This is a genomic window from Bradyrhizobium sp. Pa8, assembly GCF_052588265.1.
In genome coordinates this window covers 8,662,270-8,680,901 of sequence record NZ_CP176767.1, presented here as the reverse complement: position 1 = coordinate 8,680,901, position 18,632 = coordinate 8,662,270, and the positions used below count along the sequence as shown (strand labels likewise).

Annotated in this window: 15 protein-coding genes and 1 pseudogene; 8 read left to right on the top strand and 8 right to left on the bottom strand. The window is 65.0% G+C overall.

What is annotated here, in order from left to right; genetic code table 11:
* Positions 1-29 precede the first annotated feature (29 nt).
* Complete coding sequence (locus ACKWRH_RS41180; RefSeq protein ID WP_445218210.1) at positions 30-869, bottom strand: protein-disulfide reductase DsbD domain-containing protein; 840 nt, start codon at positions 867-869, stop codon at positions 30-32.
* Between the two features lie 142 nt (positions 870-1,011).
* Here ACKWRH_RS41180 and ACKWRH_RS41175 point away from each other — a divergent pair, with 142 nt between their 5' ends.
* Positions 1,012-1,656, top strand: coding sequence for a YqgE/AlgH family protein (locus ACKWRH_RS41175; RefSeq protein ID WP_014498176.1), 645 nt, complete (start codon positions 1,012-1,014; stop codon positions 1,654-1,656).
* Positions 1,657-1,828: 172 nt separating this feature from the next.
* Here ACKWRH_RS41175 and ACKWRH_RS41170 read toward each other — a convergent pair whose 3' ends face one another.
* Both ACKWRH_RS41170 and ACKWRH_RS41165 read right to left on the bottom strand, forming a co-directional pair.
* Positions 1,829-2,716 carry a TauD/TfdA dioxygenase family protein gene (locus ACKWRH_RS41170; RefSeq protein WP_445218209.1) on the bottom strand — a complete coding sequence of 296 codons (888 nt, stop codon included), beginning with the start codon at positions 2,714-2,716 and terminating at the stop codon, positions 1,829-1,831.
* A 113-nt stretch (positions 2,717-2,829) separates the two neighbouring features.
* The gene (locus ACKWRH_RS41165; protein ID WP_445218208.1) at positions 2,830-3,609 is read right to left on the bottom strand and encodes an SDR family NAD(P)-dependent oxidoreductase; all 780 of its coding nucleotides are present in this window, start codon (positions 3,607-3,609) and stop codon (positions 2,830-2,832) included.
* A 97-nt stretch (positions 3,610-3,706) separates the two neighbouring features.
* On the opposite strand from ACKWRH_RS41165, the gene ACKWRH_RS41160 reads away from it, so the two are divergent.
* Together ACKWRH_RS41160 and ACKWRH_RS41155 are read left to right on the top strand one after the other, a co-directional pair.
* The gene (locus ACKWRH_RS41160; protein ID WP_441497685.1) at positions 3,707-4,444 is read left to right on the top strand and encodes an SDR family NAD(P)-dependent oxidoreductase; all 738 of its coding nucleotides are present in this window, start codon (positions 3,707-3,709) and stop codon (positions 4,442-4,444) included.
* Positions 4,445-4,580: 136 nt separating this feature from the next.
* Positions 4,581-4,955: a CsbD family protein gene (locus ACKWRH_RS41155; protein WP_063981006.1), complete on the top strand. Its 375-nt coding sequence runs from the start codon at positions 4,581-4,583 to the stop codon at positions 4,953-4,955.
* Between the two features lie 183 nt (positions 4,956-5,138).
* Here ACKWRH_RS41155 and ACKWRH_RS41150 read toward each other — a convergent pair whose 3' ends face one another.
* Positions 5,139-6,833 carry a DUF459 domain-containing protein gene (locus ACKWRH_RS41150; RefSeq protein ID WP_445218207.1) on the bottom strand — a complete coding sequence of 565 codons (1,695 nt, stop codon included), beginning with the start codon at positions 6,831-6,833 and terminating at the stop codon, positions 5,139-5,141.
* A gap of 295 nt (positions 6,834-7,128) precedes the next feature.
* Here ACKWRH_RS41150 and ACKWRH_RS41145 point away from each other — a divergent pair, with 295 nt between their 5' ends.
* A complete protein-coding gene (locus ACKWRH_RS41145; RefSeq protein ID WP_445218206.1) occupies positions 7,129-8,892 on the top strand; it encodes a peroxidase family protein in 1,764 nt (587 codons plus the stop codon).
* Between the two features lie 21 nt (positions 8,893-8,913).
* Here the strand turns inward: ACKWRH_RS41145 and ACKWRH_RS41140 are convergent, their stop codons facing one another.
* On the bottom strand, positions 8,914-10,245 hold the full coding sequence (locus tag ACKWRH_RS41140) for a lytic murein transglycosylase (RefSeq protein WP_445218205.1): 1,332 nt from the start codon (positions 10,243-10,245) through the stop codon (positions 8,914-8,916).
* A gap of 254 nt (positions 10,246-10,499) precedes the next feature.
* Between ACKWRH_RS41140 and galU the strand changes: the two genes are divergently transcribed.
* Positions 10,500-11,375 (top strand): UTP--glucose-1-phosphate uridylyltransferase GalU, encoded by an 876-nt coding sequence (gene galU, locus ACKWRH_RS41135; protein ID WP_014498169.1) that lies wholly within the window; start codon positions 10,500-10,502, stop codon positions 11,373-11,375.
* A 106-nt stretch (positions 11,376-11,481) separates the two neighbouring features.
* Here galU and ACKWRH_RS41130 read toward each other — a convergent pair.
* A pseudogene (locus ACKWRH_RS41130) lies at positions 11,482-12,974 on the bottom strand (sensor domain-containing diguanylate cyclase).
* Positions 12,975-13,111: 137 nt separating this feature from the next.
* On the opposite strand from ACKWRH_RS41130, the gene ACKWRH_RS41125 reads away from it, so the two are divergent.
* Positions 13,112-13,369, top strand: a complete 258-nt coding sequence (locus ACKWRH_RS41125; RefSeq protein ID WP_282520037.1) for a DUF7662 domain-containing protein — start codon at positions 13,112-13,114, stop codon at positions 13,367-13,369.
* A gap of 11 nt (positions 13,370-13,380) precedes the next feature.
* Positions 13,381-13,629 carry a hypothetical protein gene (locus tag ACKWRH_RS41120; RefSeq protein ID WP_445218204.1) on the top strand — a complete coding sequence of 83 codons (249 nt, stop codon included), beginning with the start codon at positions 13,381-13,383 and terminating at the stop codon, positions 13,627-13,629.
* 579 nt (positions 13,630-14,208) lie between these two features.
* On the opposite strand, the gene ACKWRH_RS41115 is transcribed toward ACKWRH_RS41120, so the two are convergent.
* Entirely contained in the window at positions 14,209-17,085 is a 2,877-nt protein-coding gene (locus ACKWRH_RS41115) for an EAL domain-containing protein (RefSeq protein ID WP_028148421.1), read from the bottom strand.
* A 154-nt stretch (positions 17,086-17,239) separates the two neighbouring features.
* Positions 17,240-18,238, bottom strand: coding sequence for an NAD(P)H-quinone oxidoreductase (locus ACKWRH_RS41110; RefSeq protein ID WP_445218203.1), 999 nt, complete (start codon positions 18,236-18,238; stop codon positions 17,240-17,242).
* A 112-nt stretch (positions 18,239-18,350) separates the two neighbouring features.
* Here ACKWRH_RS41110 and ACKWRH_RS41105 point away from each other — a divergent pair, with 112 nt between their 5' ends.
* On the top strand, positions 18,351-18,542 hold the full coding sequence (locus ACKWRH_RS41105) for a DUF1192 domain-containing protein (protein WP_282520041.1): 192 nt from the start codon (positions 18,351-18,353) through the stop codon (positions 18,540-18,542).
* The last annotated feature ends 90 nt before the right edge of the window (positions 18,543-18,632 follow it).

The following is an 18,632-nucleotide window of genomic DNA, read 5'->3' as shown; positions in this document are numbered from 1 at the left end:
CAACTCAGTCAATGTCGCCGGAGCCACAGCTAGTCCAGACTCGTATTGAACTCGTACGATTTCTCAGGCGCGACGAGCGTGAACTTCAGCGCCGCTCCGTCGGGCTTGGCGCCCGGCGGCAGTCCGTCGAGCTCGAAGGAAAATCGTTGTACGCCGGGTGGGCTGCGTTCGACCGGCGCCGGGATCGGCAACGCCCAATCGGGCGTCGGCCCTTCCACGAACAAATTGACACCGCGGCTATCGGGCACGACCACGTCGACCACGACATTCTTGGGCCCGTCACGTTTCACGTCGCGGATGGTCAGCGGATTGGGATCACCGATCGTGGCAGGCTTCGGCACGGTGTCGAGCGCGGCACGCAGATTGGCGTCCTCGGTCGAGGCGACGTTGTTGAAGCCGAGCTCGACATTGGCCTCGACGGGAATGCAGAGCTTCTCGCACACGGCGTAGTTGATCTCGGCGCGCAGCGTCACCGGCTTGTCGGGCGCCTTGGGCACGATGCGCAGAGGCAGCACGATCTGGCCGTGATAGCCGATCGAATGCCCGCCCGCGCCGTCATCGAATTTCAGCGGCGCCGGCCACATCACCGTCACCGCTTCGACATTGTCCGATTTCGAGAAATCGAACCGCGGCGGAACGCCGGAATCGCCGGGGATGCGCCAGTAGGTCTTCCATCCCTGCTGGAGCTGGAAGGCGATACCGCCGAGCAGGACGGCGCCGCTGCGCGATCCCGCCAGCAATCGCACTGCGGAATGGCCGTCGCGCTGCCAGGGCGAAGCGTCGTCGGCGCGGGCTGCAAGCGTCACCAACGACGCAAGCAGGGTTGTTGCGACGCCAATCGCCGCATGCAGGGGAACTCTTGTCAGCATGGCACGTCTTTACAGGGTCGCCCCTGGGCAAACCATTGAATTGCTTGTGATGGATGCACCTGAATCAAGTCCAGGCAAGCCTTGATTTGACAGCGGCCCGGCCCGACATCAGGATAGGAATTGAAACCGGAGTGCTTCACCGATGGCTCCCACAGGCAAAAGGACGGGCGAAAGCACCCGCAGCGCGGCTCCCGCGCTCCCCAGCTCGGCCGGTTATCTCGACGGCCGGCTCCTGATCGCGATGCCCGTGATGGGTGATGAGCGCTTCGAGCGCTCGGTGATTTATCTTTGTGCGCATTCCGCCGAGGGCGCGATGGGCATCATCGTCAATCATCCCGCCGGCAGCATCGACTTCCCCGAGCTGTTGCAGCAGCTCGGCATCATCAAGAAGGGCGAGCACATCAAGCTGCCGGAGAACGCCGAAAGCATGAAGGTGCTGCGCGGCGGCCCGGTCGATACCGGCCGCGGCTTCGTGCTGCATTCCAGCGATTTCTACATCGAGAACGCGACGCTCCGGATCGACGACGGCGTCTGCCTCACCGCGACCGTCGACATCCTGCGGGCGATCGCCAACGGCTCCGGCCCGAAGCACGCCATCCTCGCGCTCGGCTATGCCGGCTGGGCACCGGGCCAGCTCGAGACCGAGATCCAGAGCAATGGCTGGCTGCATTGCGATGCGGATTCGGATTTGATCTTCGGCGACGACGTCGACGAGAAATACGGCCGGGCGCTGCGCAAGATCGGCATCGATCCCGGCATGCTCTCCAACGAGGCGGGACACGCGTAGCTGTGTAGCAGCTTGCGACGGTGTGCGGTGTCCTGCGCCACCCTCCGCTGTCGTGCCCCGGCTTGACCGGGGCATCCAGTACGCCGCGGCCTATCGATTCCATCACAACCGTCTCGGAGTACTGGATCGCCCGGTCAAGCCGGGCGATGACCACGTCCAGCGGGCGTGCCGCCTATTCCGCCGCCTGCTGCTGTACCGTCGGCTCTGTCCCCGCCACCGTCGCGCGACGCATGTCGCGGGGCTGGGACTGGTCGTAGCGGCGGACGCGATGCATGGTCTGGCGGTTGTCCCACATCACGAGATCATGCAGCGTCCATTTGTGGACGTAGACGAACTCGCCTTGCGTCGCATGCTCGTTCAGATCGCGCAGCAGCAGCCGGCCCTCGGGGACGCTCATGCTGACGATCTTGCCGGCATGCGATGAGAGATAGAGCGACTTGCGGCGATGCACCGGATGGGTGCGCACCAGGCGTTGCAGCACCGGCTTGAACATCTGCTTTTCGTCGTCGGTGTACTCGGTGAAGCCGAGCGATCCGCGCGAATACATCAGCGAGTGCTCGCAGACGAGATCCTCGATCTCCGCCTTGGTGTCGTCATCGAGCGCGTCATAGGCCGCGCGCATGTCGGCGAATTCGGTATTGCCGCCCTTCGGGTTCACCACGCGCGCCGACAGCAGCGAGAATTTTGCGGGGATCGGGCGAAACGAGCTGTCGGAATGCCACAGGCAGTTGCCGAGATTGAACAGATGCGCGCGGCTGTCCTTTGCCAGCGGCTTGCCATCCTTGCCGAGATTGGAGACGTCGTTGAGGCCCGATTGGAGCCGGTAGTCCTTCTCCTTGGTCACGGTGCCGCCGCGCGCGTCCTCGCGCTGGCCGAAATTCAGCGCGAAGGCCATCTGCTGCTCGTCGGTGATGTCCTGGTCGTGGAAGACCAGCACCGCATATTTGTCCATGGCAGCCTCGACCTCGCGCGCTTCGGCCTCGGTCAGAGGCTTTCGCAGGTCCAGGCCGGAAACCTCGCCGACAAAATGTTTTTGAAGCTGCCGGATGGCGATCGTCATGGTGTTTCTCCCGCGAACAGCGAGCGGTTGGTCCCGCTCTGCCGGTGAAAAAGCTACTCCCGCGACCGGCGTTGTCAACGCTCGGCGTGCATATCTCTCAAGCGTTATGGCTCTCACGCGTTGCGCGCCATCAGGCCGCCGTCGACAGGGATCACCGCGCCGGTGAGGAAAGACGCCGCCGGCAGGCACAGGCTCAGCGTCATATGCGCGACCTCCTCGGGGTCGCCGTAACGGCCGAGCGCAGTGCGGCGCTTGGCGTAGATGGTCTTGTGCTCTTCGGAGATGCGGTCGGTGATGGCGGTGCGGATCGGGCCCGGGCAGATGCAGTTGACGGTGATGCCCTCGCGCCCCAGCTCGACGGCGAGCGAGCGTGTGAGGCTCGCCACGCCGCCCTTCGCCGCCGAATAGGGGCTGTGCAATGCGGTGGCGCCGAGCGCCTCGGTCGAGGCGATGTTGACGATGCGCGGGCTCTTCGACCTGCGCAGGTGCGGCAGCGCGGCACGGATGATGCGCGGATGCGCCGTCAGCATCACCGCGATGCCCTTGGCCCAGGCGTCTTCGTAAGCCTCATCATCGATCGCGACGCGCACGGAGATGCCGGCATTGTTGACGATGATGTCGAGCCCGCCGAAATGCGCCGCGACATCGCCAACCACGCGCTTGATCTCGCCGCCATCGGCGACATCGAGCTTCCACGCCTGCGCGGATCCGGCGTTCGCGGCAATCTCCTTGGCAACGGACAGCGCGCCCTGCTCGTCGAAGTCGGTGACGGCGACGTTTGCGCCTTCAGCGGCGAACACGCGCGCTGTCGCGCGCCCCATGCCGCTCGCAGCACCCGTGACGAGAACGGTCAGGCCCTTCACCGACCGGCTGAGCTCCTTGAATTCGGACATGCCGTTTCCTCGCGTCTCTTGTTTCTTGTTATGAGATCGACAAGGCTGGCATCGATCAGCAGACAGGTCAAACAAGCAAAATAAAGGGGAGGCCGCGATGGCGAACGAGCTGGATTTCTCAGGCAAGCAGGTGCTGGTGGTCGGCGGTTCCAGCGGCATCGGCAACGGCATCGCGCAAGCCTTTCGCGCCAGGGGCGCGCAAGTTGCAGTCTGCGGCACGCGTGCTCATCCTGCGGAATATTCGGCACAAGAAGGCTCCGATCTCACGGGTCTTTCCTATGCGCAGCTCGACGTCGGCAACACCGGCGCGGTGGAGGCGTTCAAGCCGTCCTTCGATCGTCTCGATGTGCTCGTGCTCGCGCAGGGCGCGGTGCTCTATCGCCGCGGCGAGTTCGAGATGGCCGGCTTCCGCAAGGTCGTCGAGGTCAATCTGATGAGCCTGATGGCCTGCGCCACGCGGTTTCACTCCATGCTGCGCGATAGCAAGGGCGCGCTGATCATGGTGTCCTCGACCGCAGCCTATCATTCCACCATGGGCAATCCCGCCTACAACGCCTCGAAGACCGGCGCAGTCGGATTGACGCGGACGCTGGGCGAGGCCTGGGCCGAGGATGGCATCCGCGTCAACGGCATCGCGCCCGGCCTCGTCGACACCAAGATGACGAAGGTGACCACGGACAATCCCAAGCGGCTCGAAGGCGCGTTGTCGCGCATTCCGCTGCGGCGATTGGGCACGCCGGCTGACATGGCGGGCGCGGCGCTGTTCCTGGCCTCGCCGCTGTCGTCCTACATCATTGGCCAGACGCTGGTCGTCGATGGCGGCCTCATCCTGTAGCCCGGATGGAGCGACTGGCCCGCCGTAGCTCGAAGAGTGCAGGCGGGAGCGTAATCCGGCCTACACACTTTCGCAGAAGCTTGGAACTGCGCTGCTCCTGATCGGTTACTTGGGCTGACCCCCGAGGAGGAGCAACATGGACAAGGATCGGATCGTCGGATCGGCCAAGGAATTCGCTGGGCGCGCAGAAGGCGCCGTCGGTGATCTCGCTGGCGACGCACAGACACAGGCGTCAGGCAAGGCGCGGGAAGCCGCCGGCACCGTGCAGAATCTCTACGGCCAGGCCAAGGACGCCGTGCGCGACGCCGGCGAGACTGCGGCCGGCTACGCCAAGGATGCCTACGACAAGCCGGCCGAGACCTTGCGCGACGGTTCGCAGGCGATTGCCAAGAAGGTGCAGGACAATCCGCTCGGTGCGCTGCTGATCGCCGGCGGGATCGGCTTCGCGCTCGCGCTTCTGATGTCGCGTCCCGCGCGTCGCCCGCCGCCGCGCTGGCGCTATTACGGCTAAAGCAACGCTCTATCCATGGTGCCCCGGACGCAATGCGGCCTGGGCGATGCGTAGCGTCGTCCGGCAACGCCGCTTTGCAGAGCCGGGGCCCATTCTTTTGTGAAATTCGTGAGTGGCTAGGTCCCGGTTCTGCGTCGCATCACCAGGAGGTGCTGCGACGCGTCCGGGACACGAGACCTTCGCTTACCGGAACATCTCCGCCGATCGCCCGACGTTACCAGGCGGGCGCGGGATCGCGGGATTCGGATTACGCGGCGCCGGCGCGAATTGACGCGGCGGTGGCTGCGGAGAGCCGAAGCCGAAGAAATCGCGGAATGACGGCGATGCCTGGGCCGGCTGCTGCGGCTGCTGCACCGGCGGCTTCTTCGGCGCGAGTCTGGGCGGCGCGATCGCGGCGGCAGCGCTTGGCGTACCGGGCGCTGCAGCACCACCATCCGGCGTCGTCGCAGCCATCGGCGTATCGCCCTTGGCCTGCTCGCGGCCGACTTCGCGGCGCGGCCAGGCATAATCATCGGCACGGCCGGCGGGCGCGGCCAGTGGCTCACCCTTCACCATCGTCTTCGCGGCAAGCGCATCGACGGCGGCGGGACGCGAACCCGGTCCGCCCAGCAATTGATCGGTCGAGATCGAGGCCGCTACCAGCGGCACGATCGGTCCCGCCAGCGGCCGCGGCGCGGGCTTGCCGGGCTCGGCACTGGTGTCGGGGGTCGCAGGCTCGCTCGGCAGCGCAATCGGGCCGGAGCGTCCGGCGAGCAGGCGCGTGATCTCGCGCTCGACATAGTGGGCGAGCTTGCGTGCGCCGGGTTTCGTGAAATAGACGCCGTCGTAGCTGCGGAGCTGGCGGATCTGGCCCTCGAAGTCCGGGCCCTTCTGGAGGAAGCGGCCGGCCTCGTCGACAAAGCCATCCCAGACATCGACATAGGTGATGCCGGCCTTGGCCGCGCCTTCGCGATAGAGCGAATCCAGGAACAGCATGTCCGCCGTGCCCTTGGGGCCGCGGATCGCGGGCAGGCCGACCCAGAGCACCGGCACGCCCTTGGACTTGAGGACGTTGGCCAGCTCCTCGATCTTCTTGCCGTAGAGCTCGACCCAGCGCTCGTCGCGGAATTCGTAGAGGCCATTCGGGTTGCGCGCGGTCTTCTCCGGCGCTGCGACCGCCGGCGTGTCGGCGTTGTCGGCGTCGTCCTGCGGCAGGTCGGCGTCGGCGGGCTTGTCGTCCGGCTTGGCGGCGGAATCAGGTTTGGCGTCGCCGGACTTGTCGCCTGGCTTTCCTTGCGACTTGGCGCGCGCGCCCTTGTCGTTCTTCTTGTCCTTTTCCGTCGCCTTGTCGGGCGCGGCCTCGCGGATCGAGATGCGGTCGTTGAGGCCGAGCATGACGACGATCACATCAGGCTTCTCGGTCTCGAGGATGCCCTTCGCTGCCGCCGCCCAGTCCGCGGGCTCACCCTTCGGCTGGTACTTGATCAGCCCGGACGTGGTCTTGTGCTTGCGGATCACGCCCATGTCGGGCTGCTCGGTGTAGGCGTCTTCGAGGCCGTAGGCGAGCCAGTCGGCCATGGCGTCGCCGATCACCAGCACGTTCTTGTCGGGCGTCGTGTCGCGCTTGCTAGGTGCCGGCGCGCGCGAAAAATCCTGGCGCGGCGCCTGGGGTTGTTGCTGCTGGAACGGCGTAAAGAAATCGCCGCCGAACCAGCCGCCGCCTCCACCGTTCCGCGGTGGCGGGGCCTGCCGCTGCGGCGGGCCGCCGAAGCCGGGGAAGTTGAAGAACTGCGCCGAGGCGGGTCCTGCGACGGAGACCAGGATCGCAAGCGCCGTCCCCAGCGCGATCAACGGGCCGGTCTCGGTCAGCGCCTTGAACAGGGACTTCGGCTTCGACATGCGATCTCGCGCCAGCGCAACGGGGTCTGGAACAGGCCCATATAATACCGGAATCAGGCCGCAAACGGGCAAATTCCATCGCCATAAATCGCGCGATGGGGCCGGCGGTCAAGGCCCGATCCGTGCGAAGTCGATGGGAACGGTTACCGGCCACCGGCCGGAAGCCCCGGGGCGGCGCGGTGTGATCCACCCCAACTGTGATCCATCCGACAACCTGAGTGATATTTTTGATATAAAATCCTCCTGTAATTGCAAATATTCCATCTCAGCAACGTCAATTGGTGGAGTCTCAGCCATGCAGGACATTACAAAGTCGCGTGCGCAAGCGGAGAAGTTGCTCGACAAGCAAGCGGAGCGGGCCAAAGCGAAGCGGCCGCAAGGCCATGGACGAGCCGAGCGCGGTCTGGATGCGGTGGCCTACCATCCGGAAGGTTTTGGTCGGTTCGGCCGCATGTTCCCCGAACTCGCCCGTGCCCGTTTCGGCGATACTCTGCCTCAGGAGCAGGAGGTCATGAAGGCGATCGCCGCCACCATGATCAAGACCGGCGATCTCGGCGCTCCGATCGACGAGGCCGAGCCGGTGGACGAGAATCCGGCGATCAAGGCAGGCTATACCTATTTCGGCCAGTTCATCGACCACGACATCACGTTCGATCCCGCCTCCGATCTCGATCGTGACAATGATCCCAACGCAACCGAGGATTTCCGTACGGCACGGCTCGATCTCGATTCCATTTACGGCCGCGGACCGGCGGATCAGCCTTATCTCTACAATCCGGACCTCACCATCAAGCTGGGCTTCGACAAGACGCCGGCCTACCTGAAGGGCAAGAAGCGTTTCGATGTGCAGCGCGCGCCGCGCGACGAGAGCGGCGAAGTCGACGATGCGCATCAGGATTGTCCCCGAGCCATCATCGGCGACAAGCGCAACGACGAGAACAACATCGTCGTACAGATCCATGCGCTATGGCAGCGATTTCACAACAAGATCATGCTCGATCTTGCCAAGCCCTCGACTGCGAAGGGAAATGAGCGCCCGGGGATCACCGGCCTTGCGGCTTTCAACACGGCGCAGCGCATTGTGCGTTGGCATTATCAGTGGGTCGTGTTGCACGACTTCGTGCGGCGCATCGTCGGGGACAAGATGTTCGACGCCGTCTACCATGGCGGCAAGCCGGACATCCGGTTCTACAAGCCGGAAACCGCGCGCTATCCGTTCATGCCCGTCGAATTCTCGGTCGCGGCCTATCGGTTCGGTCACTCGATGGTCCGGCCGAGCTATTCGCTGAGCGCGGCGATACCGCATCAGAAAACGAATTCGCTGGATCGGCTGCCGATCTTCAAGCCGGACTTCAGCTGTGACGATGTTCAGAGCCTGAACGGCTTCCGTCCGTTGCCGCCGGAATGGGGCATCGACTGGAGCTTCTTCCTGCCCGACGTGAAAAGCGATCTGCCGAAACCAACGAAGGAGCTCCCGTTCGGAGCTTTCATCCGGCCGCAGCCGGCCTATCGGATCGACTCGATGCTTGTCGACCCGCTGGCTAGTTTGCCTGATCTGCGCAATGAAAGGCCCGATCGCAGGTCTCTGCCAAGCTTGAATCTCCAGCGCGGTATAGCGCTGGGCTTGCCCAGCGGGCAGGCGGTGGCGCGGCGCATGGGTTTGACGCCGCTGACCGACGAACAGCTCTGGATCGACGAGGGAAACCTGACGGACGAGGCCGCCGTGAAGGCACGCCGCGAGATGTTCAAGGCAAATTTCGCGCAGCTGCATGAGAATGCGCCGCTCTGGTACTACATCTTGCGCGAGGCCGAGCTGACCGATCAGGTCAAGACCCTGTTCGAGGATGACGACAAGAAGAAGCGTACGGCGAAGCTCGGCGGCAGCCGGTTGGGCGACGTCGGCGGCCGCATCGTCGCCGAGGTCCTGATCGGTCTCGTGGTCGCGGACAGCCAGTCCTATCTCGTCCAGGTCCCGAACTGGCGGCCCGCGGTGAAGGACATGTCGGCCCCGGGGGCCAGGTTCGAACTCTCCGACGTCGTGAACTACGTCGACACCTGAGCATCCTGAGCGGCGGCGATTTTACCGCCCGCGCAGCCGGTCCAGCACGTCGGAGGAGGCAAACCCGTCGGCGGGCACCCCGATCGAGGCCTGGAAGTTGCGTAAGGCCTCCCGGGTCTGGCCGCCGAACTGGCCGTCCGGAGTGCCCTTGTAGAAGCCGCGCTGGGCCAGGAGCTGCTGGAGTTCCAGCCGCTCGGTGCGGGACAGCTCGCGCTCCTGCCGTGGCCAGGGCTGCACGAAGGGCTGGCCGCCGCGCAGGCGGTCGGCGAAATGCCCGATCGCCAGCGCATAAGCCTCGGCCGGGTTGTACTTCATGATGACGCGGTAATTCTGCAGCATCAGGAAGCCCGGGCCCTGCGCCCCGGCGGGCGCCAGCAGATAGGCTTTCTCGGCCGGATGCGGGAAGGGCTGGTTGGCCGGGCGCTTGAGCCCGAGCTTCTCCCACTGCGGGATCGTCATCGCCTTGGCACGATCGGCCAGCATGTAGTTGAAGCCCTGGGGCACCACGACCTCGTAGCCCCAGGTCTGGCCGGCCTGCCAGCCGTCCTTCTTCAGATTGTTGGCGGTCGAGGCGATCAGATCGGTGGGATTGTCGACGACGTCGCGCCGTCCGTCGCCATCGCCATCCACGGCAAAGCGCTTGAACGCGGTCGGCATGAACTGGGTCGGGCCGAAGGCACCGGCCCAGGAGCCGCGCATCTGCTCAGGCCTGAGATCGCCGCGGTTGAGGATCTCCAGCGCGGAGAGAAACTCGTCCTTGAAATAGGCCTGGCGGCGGCCGATGCAGGCGAGTGTCGCGGTCGACTGCAGCACGCTGCGGTCGCCCATCTGCGTCGAGTAATTGGACTCGATGCCCCAGATCGAGGCGATGATGTAGCGGTCGACGCCGGTGGCCTTTTCGGTGGCGTCGAACTGCGCCTTGTATTTGGCGAGCACCTCGCGGCCCTTGGCGAGGCGGTTGTCGTTCACGAGGATGTCGAGATAATCCCAGATCGACTTTGTGAACTCCGGCTGCGAATCCATCAGATCCATGATGCGCAGATCGGGCGACAGTCCGGCCGTGAAGCGCTGGAAATTCTCCTGCGTGATGTTGCGCCGTGCGGCATCGGGCCACATCCCCGCCACGCAATTGTTGAAGTTGGAGGCGGCTTCGCGGATCGCGGCGGCCGTCATCAGCGGGTGGCCGGAGGCGCCGTCCTCGCCGGTCCAGGGCAAGGCGCCGCCGGGGCCGGGCGCGGCTTGCGAGGGCGCCGGATTCGGGCCGGAGAAAATACCGCCGAACAGGTTCGACAAGCCGTTCTGCGCCTGGGCGTGCGCGCTGACAGGCAGCAGCACAGCGGTCGCAAGCATCATTGCGCCGGTCACAAATCCAGCACGTTTTGCCAGCCCTGCCACTGATTGCATCATACCCTACCTGTCCGGCCGAAAATCCGCCTTCAGGAGGCCCGGTACCGGTTGCCAATAGCTTAACAAAGGTGAAATTTTGGTGTCGGCCTTTTTCTCAACTCTGTGAGCGCGAGGCCCCACATCCGCCTTTGTTAGCGGCTGCAAACAAGCTAGCAAGATACCATTGCTCCCTTCACGTCCTCAGGTATTCGATCTGTCCCATGAAAATTCGCAAAGCCGTATTCCCCGTCGCCGGCCTCGGCACCCGCGTCCTGCCCGCCACCAAGGCGATGCCGAAGGAAATGCTGACCATCGTCGACAAGCCGCTGATCCAGTACGTCTATGACGAGGCGAGGGAAGCCGGCATCGAGCATTTCATCTTCGTCACCGGCCGCAACAAAAACGTCATCGAAGATCATTTCGACAAGATGTTCGAGCTCGACGCGACGCTCGCCGCGCGCGGCAAGAAGGCCGAGCAGGACATCCTGGCGCAGAACCAGCCGGAGGCCGGCGCCGTCAGCTTCACCCGCCAGCAGGCGCCGCTCGGCCTCGGCCACGCGGTCTGGTGCGCGCGCGACATCGTCGGCAACGAGCCGTTCGCGGTCGTGCTGCCCGATGAGCTCGTGCTCAACACGACCGGCTGCCTGAAGCAGATGATCGAGACGGCTTCGACGCTCGGCGAAAAATCCAACGTCATCGCGGTCGAGGCTGTGCCCGACCATCTCACCCATCAATACGGCATCTGCGGCGTCGGCAAGCGCACCGGCAAGATGTTCGAGGTCGACGGCATGGTCGAGAAGCCGGCCAAGGGCACCGCGCCCTCCAACCTCTCCATCACCGGCCGCTATATCCTCCAGCCGGAGATCTTCAAGATCCTGGAGACCCAGGAGCGCGGCGCCGGCGGCGAGATCCAGCTCACCGACGCCATGATCGGCCTCGCCAAGTCGCAGAAATTCTACGGCGTCGAGTTCGAGGGCGAGCGCCATGATTGCGGCTCCAAGCCCGGCTTCCTCCGCGCCAACATCGCCTACGGCCTGAAGCGGCCGGAACTGCGTGATGGGCTGATTGCGGAGATGAAGAAGTATCTGGGGCAGTAGCGCTCCACTCGTCATTGCGAGGAGCGAAGCGACGAAGCCATCCAGGCTGCCTCCGCGGAGACAGTCTGGATTGCTTCGCCTCGCTCGCAATGACGGAGGGGCCCCCTCAAGCCACCAGCGACAGCTTCGGAAGGCTCGCGACCACGGACTGGTTGCGGCCGCCGGCTTTCGCCGCATAGAGCGCCTTGTCGGCGGCGGCGACCAGGATCGGCCAGTCCATGCCGGTGGTAGGAACCAAGCCCGCAATGCCGCAGGAGACCGTCGACGTCGCCTGGTCGTCGGACCAGCCCTGCACCTTGCCGCGGATCGTCTCGGCGACATTGAAGGCCTCGGCGGCCGAGGTGTTCGGCAGCAGCACCGCGAATTCCTCGCCGCCATAGCGCGCGGCGCAGTCGCCGGACCGCCGCACCGAATCGGAAATGCAGATGGCGATGCCGACCAGCACCTGGTCGCCGGCCTGATGGCCGAACGTGTCGTTGTAGGCCTTGAAGTGATCGGCATCGATCATCAGCAGCGCGACCGGCGTCTTCTGGCGCATCGCGCGGCGCCATTCGACGTCGATGACCTGGTCGAACTTGCGGCGGTTCTTCAGGCCGGTAAGCGCATCCGTCGTCGCCATCTCCTCGAGCTTGCGCTCGGCTTCGGCGCGCCGGCTGATCTCGCGGGCGAGCACCAGCGTCGAGGCCAGCATGAACAGGATGAGCGCCAGGACCACGGCGCCGATGCGGTAGGCTTCCTTCTGCCAGAGCTCGAACACGGCGGCGAGCGGCTTGCCTGCCACCACGAAGAGCGGACCCGGGCCGGTGCTGCGGACGTAGAGGCGCGGCGTCGCGTCCACCGGGCCCTGGCCCGCATAGGACCCGCCGGCCTTGAGATTGTCGGCCTTCCAGCGCTGCTGCGTCCCGAGATTCTTGCCGATGACGTCGAGATCGAACGGCCGCCGCATCATGATGGTGCGATCGCGCGTCAGCACGGTGATGGTGTCATCGGGATCGAGGTTCAAGCGCTCGAACAATTCGTGGAAATAGCTGAAACGGATCGAGCCGGTGACGACCCCCAAGAAGCCGCCGTCGGTATCGCTGATGCGCCGGCTCAGCACGATGGAATAGGCGCCGCGGAACAGCATCGGACGGCTGATGAAGAGGCCGGCGTTGGGATCGTCGCGATGAACCCTGAAGTAGTCCTCCTCGCTCCGGTTCTCCGGCAAGGGATCGAGCGTGGAGGCGTCGATGGTCAGCCTGCCCTCGGCATCGAACACCTGGATGGCGCCGAAGTGCCTCGCCGTGGTGGCGTGATCGAACAGGATCAGGTGACGGATCGGCTTCGAGACCGCGTTGATCTCCGGCAGCAGCATGTTGCTGGCCACCGCCTTCAGGGAAAGATCGTAGATCTCGATGTTGCGGCTGATATCTGCTTCGATGGAGCCAGATTGTCCAGCGTCTGGCGCGCGAGGGCCTCCTCGCCGCGGCGCATGTCCAGCATGACGTTGACGCAAATGGCGGAAAAGCCGATCACCGTCACGACGGACGATATGATCAGCAGCTTCGCCGAAATCCGCCACGGCCGGCGGGTCGTGACGTCGCGCCATCCAGACTGCATCGATTGCTCCCGACACTAGTGGATGCGCCCGAAATCTTGCGTAGTGTTTAAGCCGGGACGGCGCTGCCGCAATGAGTTAAGAATTGGTTTCCGCAGGGATCGCTTTTGGGCAGCGGAGCTAGGACGAGAGGACGATTGTGAACGATTACGACGCGCTGCGGGATTACCTGACGCGGCAGAAGCAAATGGAATTCGTGCTGAGCTTCGAGCAGATCGAGGAGATCATCGGCGCGGCCCTGCCGCGCGCGGCGAACCGTGCCTCATGGTGGGACAGCCTGCGCAGCCCCGATATCCAGATGCCGCAGCGCGAAGCGTGCCTCGCCGCGGGTTTCGTGGCGACCCGGATGCCCGATGGCCAGAGCGTGCGGTTCACCAAGAAGAAGCAGCGCAGGTGAGCTGACGCTGCATGATTCTGCGCTGGCTAAGGGGGATTTTTGGCGCAGCCCTGATTGCAACAGGCGTGCTGTTCGCGCTCGCCTTCGAGGCCCGCTACTGGCGCTGGCGCGACTGCTTCAACGGGCTCGGCCGCTGTTACGACCCGGTCTCGCAGGATGTTTATCTCGAACAGGCGGGAATGGTCTGGGGCGGTCTTGCCGCGATCTCGCTGGTCGTGAGGCTTTGTTTGGTCGCGGGGCTACGACGCAAGCCAGGGTAGGTCAGCTGGACGCGGTGCGCCGCAAGCGCGAGACAGGCGGCGTTAGCCCAAGTGTTTAGCCAAGTGTTTAGCCCAAGTGCAGAACCACGGGCTTCATTGGCGATTACGGGGCCAGCGTTCGTCAGCGGCATGGGCTCGTATCAGGCAGCTGGTCGTCTGCCAGTCGCAGGTGCGCACGCATGTATTCTGGCGCCCTCGAACGTCGCCGGCCCCGCCGGTGTAGTTGGCACATGTGCCGAGGCAATTTGCGCCTCGATCCTCGCATCGTGCGGCTGTCACTGCTTCGGCCGATGAGGCGAGGAACACTCCGGTGCCGATGAGGGTGATCGCGTAGAAAAGGTGCCGAGTCATCCGTGACTCCTGAGAAAGACGCGTGGTCTGGTCATTCCGAGAACAACAGCTACGAGCCCAGTGACCTCGATGAGGAAGCCGTTCTGGATCGAATGCTGCGTGCCATCTTTCATGGTGGTCGAGCAGGGCCCATTGATCTGGATCAAGCCCGGCATCAGCGCGCCAGTGCGGCACCCCGCTCGCTTTGCGAGAGACCCTTTCCGGGAGGAGAGCGGGACAAGATAAGCGCTAGCTCGCCGCTTCCAGCCGCACTTCCGTCAGCAACCGCATCGCGGCATCCGCGTCCATCGGCTCGCCGAACGCAAAACCCTGCGCGTATTCGCAGCCCATCTGGTAGAGTTCGACCGCGTCGGAATCGGTCTCGGCGCCTTCCGCGACCACGTCCATGCCGAGATCATGCGCGAGCGCGATGATCGACTTCAGGATCACCGGACGGGTGCCGCGGTTGGTGGTGCGAACGAAGGACTGGTCGATCTTGATGGTGTCGAACGGGAAGCGCTGGAGATAGGCCAGCGAGGAATGGCCGGTGCCGAAATCGTCGAGCGACAGTCCGGTGCCGAGCTCGCGGATGCGCGTCAGCATCTGGGCTGCGTGCTCCGGGTTCTCCATCACCAGCGATTCCGTCAATTCCAGCTTCAGCGTGCCGCGCGCCACCGAGGAGCGCGACAGCACGGTGCGGATGTCGTGGATCAGGTCGTGGCGCAGCAATTGCCGCGAGGAGACATTGACGGAGGCGAAGATCGGCTCGCGCGAGCGCATCGCGCGCTGCCACACCGAAAGCTGCTTTGCGGTCTGGTCGAGCACGAACATGCCGAGGTCGACGATCAGGCCGGTCTCTTCCGCGATGCTGATGAATTCCGACGGAGCCATGCGTCCGAGCTTCGGATGATCCCAGCGCACCAGCGCCTCGAAGCCGGCGATCGAACGATCCTCCAGCCGCACGATCGGCTGGTACAGGATCGTGAGCTCCTGCCGCTCGATGGCGCGGCGCAGCTCGCTCTCCAGCGTCAGGCGGTCGGTCTTTCGCGCGCGCATCGCAGGCTTGTAGACGTCGATGCGGTCGCCGCCGATCCGCTTGGAATGATACATCGCAAGCTCGGCGTCCTTGATGATCTCGTCCGTCAATTGGGTCTGCGGATCGGAGAGCGCGAGCCCGATCGAGGCCGTGAGAAAAATCTCGCGGTCGTTGAAGGCGATCGGTGCGCGGATGGTCTTGCGGATGGTCTCGGCGAAGGCGGTGATGCGGGCGGGGTCCTGCTCCGAGAGCAGGATCAGGCCGAACTGGTCGCCGGCAAGCCGCGCCAGCGTGTCCTGCGGCTTCAGGATGCGGGTGAGGCGGCGGGCCAGCGTCAGCAGGATCGAGTCGCCGACCGCGATGCCGACGGAATCGTTGACCTGCTTGAAGCGGTCGAGGTCGATCACCATCAGCGTCGGCCGCAGCGTCGGCATGGTCTTGGCGAAATGCGCGACCGCACCCAGCCGGTCCATGAACAGTTTCCGGTTGGGCAGGCCGGTGAGGTTGTCATGCACGGAATCGTGCAGCAGGCGCTCCTCGGCGTTGCGCAGCTCGGTGACGTCGGTGAGCGTGCCGACGACGCGCGAGACCTCGCCGTCCGAGCCGACCACCGGGCGCGCCTTCAGCGCGAACCACATGAAATGACCGTCCGGCGTGCGCAGCCGGAAATCCTGCACCAGGCGGCCGCGGCGCTGGTCGAGCACGCTGTCGAGCGCGGCGCGGAACCGGTCCTGGTCGAGCGGATGCAGCACCTCGAGCCACGACGCCGCCGGGCCTTCCAGCGTGCCGCGCTTGAGGCCGAGCAGGGCTTCGGTCTCGGGGCTGGTGAAGACCTTATCGGCGGAGACGTCCCAGTCCCAGATCAGGTCGCCGGAACCGGCCAGCGCCAGCGCCCGTCGCTCGATGTCGGAGACGACGCCGGTGCTGGCGCCGCCGCCGGCAAAGGCGTGCTGCATCACCGTGAAGCCGATCAGCATCACGATCAGCACGAGGCCGCCGAGCAGCGCCGGGCCGACGATGTCGTTGGTGACGGAGCCCGCGACCGTCATGCCGGCCGCGACCACCCAGACCACCAGCAGGAACCAGGTCGGGATCAGCAGCACGGCGCGGTCGAAGCCGTGGGTCGAGAGATAGACGATCAGCGCGAAGCCCGCGAAGGCGATCAGCACCAGCGAGATGCGCGCGATGCCGGACGCCACGGCCGGGTCGAACAAGGCGAGCGCGACCAGCGAGCCGAGGAACGCGAGCCAGCCCACCGTGATGTGCGAATAGCGCACGTGCCATCGACTGAGGTTGAGATAGGCGAACAGGAACACCAGCAGCGTCGCCGCCAAAATCGCTTCGCCCGCCGCGCGCCAGATGCGCTCGGCGTTGTTCGACATGTCGAGCACCTTGCCCCAGAAGCCGAAATCGACGCCGATATAGACCAGCACCGCCCAGGCCAGCGCCGCGGCGGCCGGGAACATGATGCTGCCCTTCACCACGAACAGGATGGTGAGCACCAGCGCGAGCAGGCCGGAGATGCCGATCACAATGCCCTGGTAGAGCGTGAAGGAGTTGACCTTGTCCTTGTAGGACTCGGGCTCCCAAAGATAGAGCTGCGGCAGCTTGTCGGTGCGCAACTCCGCGACAAAGGTGACGACGGCGCCGGGATCGAGCGTGATGCGGAACACGTCGGCCGTCGCGCTCTCCTGGCGCTCCGGGCGGTCGCCGATCGACGGCGTGATGGTCGCGATGCGCGACAGCCCGAGGTCGGGCCACAGCAGGCCCGAAGAGACGATGCGGTAATGCGGGGCGACGATCAGGCGGTCGAGCTGGTCATCGGTGTTGTTGGCGAGCGCGAACACGACCCAGTTCTGGCCGCCCTCGCGGGCGCGCACCTCGATGCGGCGGACGATGCCGTCGGTACCGGGCGCAGTGGAGACCTGGATGCGATCGGCGTCGCTGCGCTGATGCTCGAGCACGCCGGTGAGGTCGATCGCGGGCGCATCGCCGCGGACGCTGACGGCATCCAGCGCGCGCGCCGGGGACGCGGCGACGAGAATCATGAGGCCCAGCGCTATGGGCGCGAGGCACCTGATCAGACGCAAGGTCGGTTCTCCGCGTTCGACGCAAACTCTTCAGTGCAAGGTGGTCAGTGCAAGGCGTTTTCCGAACGGAACAAGATGGTTCGGCGCGTCGCGATAGATGCCACGAAAGCGAGGAAAATCAAAGGGTTTCCGCCTTGCCCCATGGGCCGTTGGCCTAGACCTCCAACACAATTTTGCCAATATGTGCCGAGGTCTCCATGCGCCGGTGCGCGTCGGATGCCTTTTCCAGCGGGAAACTGCTGTCCATCAGCGGCTTGACGCGGCCTTCGCGCAACAGCGGCATCACTTTCGCCTCGATTGCGGCCACCATGGCCGCCTTGTCCGCATTACTACGGGGGCGCAGCGTCGAGCCGGTATGGGTCAGGCGCTTCACCATCACCTTGGCGATGTTGGCGCTGACCTTGGGGCCGTTGAGGGTTGCGATCTGCACGATGCGGCCGTCGACCGCCGCGGCATCATAGTTGCGGTCGACATACTCGCCGGCGACCATGTCGAGGATCAGGTTGGCGCCGGTATTGTTGGTCTCCGCCTTGACCACGGCGACGAAGTCCTCGGTCTTGTAGTTGATGGCGCGGTCGGCCCCGAGCTTGAGGCAGGCATCGATCTTGTCCTGCGAGCCCACGGTGACGAACACTTTCGCGCCGAACGCTTTCGCAAGCTGGATCGCCATGGTGCCGATGCCGGAGGAGCCGCCATGGATCAGCAGCGTCTCGCCGGCCTTCAGGCCGCCGCGCTCGAACACGTTGTGCCAGACCGTCATCAGGGTTTCCGGCAGCGCGCCGGCTTCCTTGATCGACAGCGCCGGCGGCACGCTCATCGCCTGGGCGTCCTGCGCGATGCAGTACTGCGCATAGCCGCCGCCGGCGACCAGCGACATCACCTTGTCGCCGATCTTGTGCCGTTTGGCGTTGCTGCCGACCGCCACCACTTCGCCGGCGATCTCGAGCCCCGGCAGGTCGCTGGCGCCGGGCGGCGGCGGATAGGCGCCGGAGCGCTGCGCCACGTCGGGCCGGTTGACGCCCGCGGCCTGCACCTTGACCAGGATCTCGTCGGGACCGGGCTGCGGAACGGCACGTTGTTCCGGCACCAGCACCTCCGGTCCGCCGGGCTTGGAGATGGCGACCACGGTCATTTGCGCGGGCAGCTTGTCCATGATGTGTCCTTGAGCAAAGGTGCGGGATGAAACGAGGCCCTTGCTTAGCCAGCGTGGTCCACGCTGGCAACCGCTTCAGCCATGTGCCCGCGCGAACGCAGGAGGAACGACGATGGCGACGGAAGACGACGACCGCCCGCGCAAGAAGATCAGCCATGAAATCGGACAGGATCTCTCACTGTTGTCGGTGGAGGAACTGACCGAGCGCGTGGCGCTGCTCAACACCGAGATCGCAAGACTGGAGGAAGCCGCCACCAAGAAGCGCGCCTCGCGCAATGCGGCGGATAGTTTTTTCAAGAAGTAGGACTCCAAACTCTCCTCTCGTGTCCCGGGCGCGCTGCGGCGCATAAGCGCTGCTGCGCAGAACCGGGACCCATGCTTCGCGCAAAACTAT

What these genes read in the sequence shown, in the direction of transcription:
- ACKWRH_RS41160 (WP_441497685.1), top strand. Translation starts at nt 3,707, where the DNA reads ATGGCGAACGAGCTGGATTTCTCAGGCAAGCAGGTGCTGGTGGTCGGC.
- galU (WP_014498169.1), top strand. Translation starts at nt 10,500, where the DNA reads ATGAAAATTCGCAAAGCCGTATTCCCCGTCGCCGGCCTCGGCACCCGC.
- ACKWRH_RS41170 (WP_445218209.1), bottom strand. Translation starts at nt 2,716, where the DNA reads ATGACGATCGCCATCCGGCAGCTTCAAAAACATTTTGTCGGCGAGGTT.
- ACKWRH_RS41120 (WP_445218204.1), top strand. Translation starts at nt 13,381, where the DNA reads ATGATTCTGCGCTGGCTAAGGGGGATTTTTGGCGCAGCCCTGATTGCA.
- ACKWRH_RS41110 (WP_445218203.1), bottom strand. Translation starts at nt 18,238, where the DNA reads ATGGACAAGCTGCCCGCGCAAATGACCGTGGTCGCCATCTCCAAGCCC.
- ACKWRH_RS41140 (WP_445218205.1), bottom strand. Translation starts at nt 10,245, where the DNA reads ATGATGCTTGCGACCGCTGTGCTGCTGCCTGTCAGCGCGCACGCCCAG.
- ACKWRH_RS41175 (WP_014498176.1), top strand. Translation starts at nt 1,012, where the DNA reads ATGGCTCCCACAGGCAAAAGGACGGGCGAAAGCACCCGCAGCGCGGCT.
- ACKWRH_RS41145 (WP_445218206.1), top strand. Translation starts at nt 7,129, where the DNA reads ATGCAGGACATTACAAAGTCGCGTGCGCAAGCGGAGAAGTTGCTCGAC.
- ACKWRH_RS41150 (WP_445218207.1), bottom strand. Translation starts at nt 6,833, where the DNA reads ATGTCGAAGCCGAAGTCCCTGTTCAAGGCGCTGACCGAGACCGGCCCG.
- ACKWRH_RS41105 (WP_282520041.1), top strand. Translation starts at nt 18,351, where the DNA reads ATGGCGACGGAAGACGACGACCGCCCGCGCAAGAAGATCAGCCATGAA.
- ACKWRH_RS41155 (WP_063981006.1), top strand. Translation starts at nt 4,581, where the DNA reads ATGGACAAGGATCGGATCGTCGGATCGGCCAAGGAATTCGCTGGGCGC.
- ACKWRH_RS41180 (WP_445218210.1), bottom strand. Translation starts at nt 869, where the DNA reads ATGCTGACAAGAGTTCCCCTGCATGCGGCGATTGGCGTCGCAACAACC.
- ACKWRH_RS41165 (WP_445218208.1), bottom strand. Translation starts at nt 3,609, where the DNA reads ATGTCCGAATTCAAGGAGCTCAGCCGGTCGGTGAAGGGCCTGACCGTT.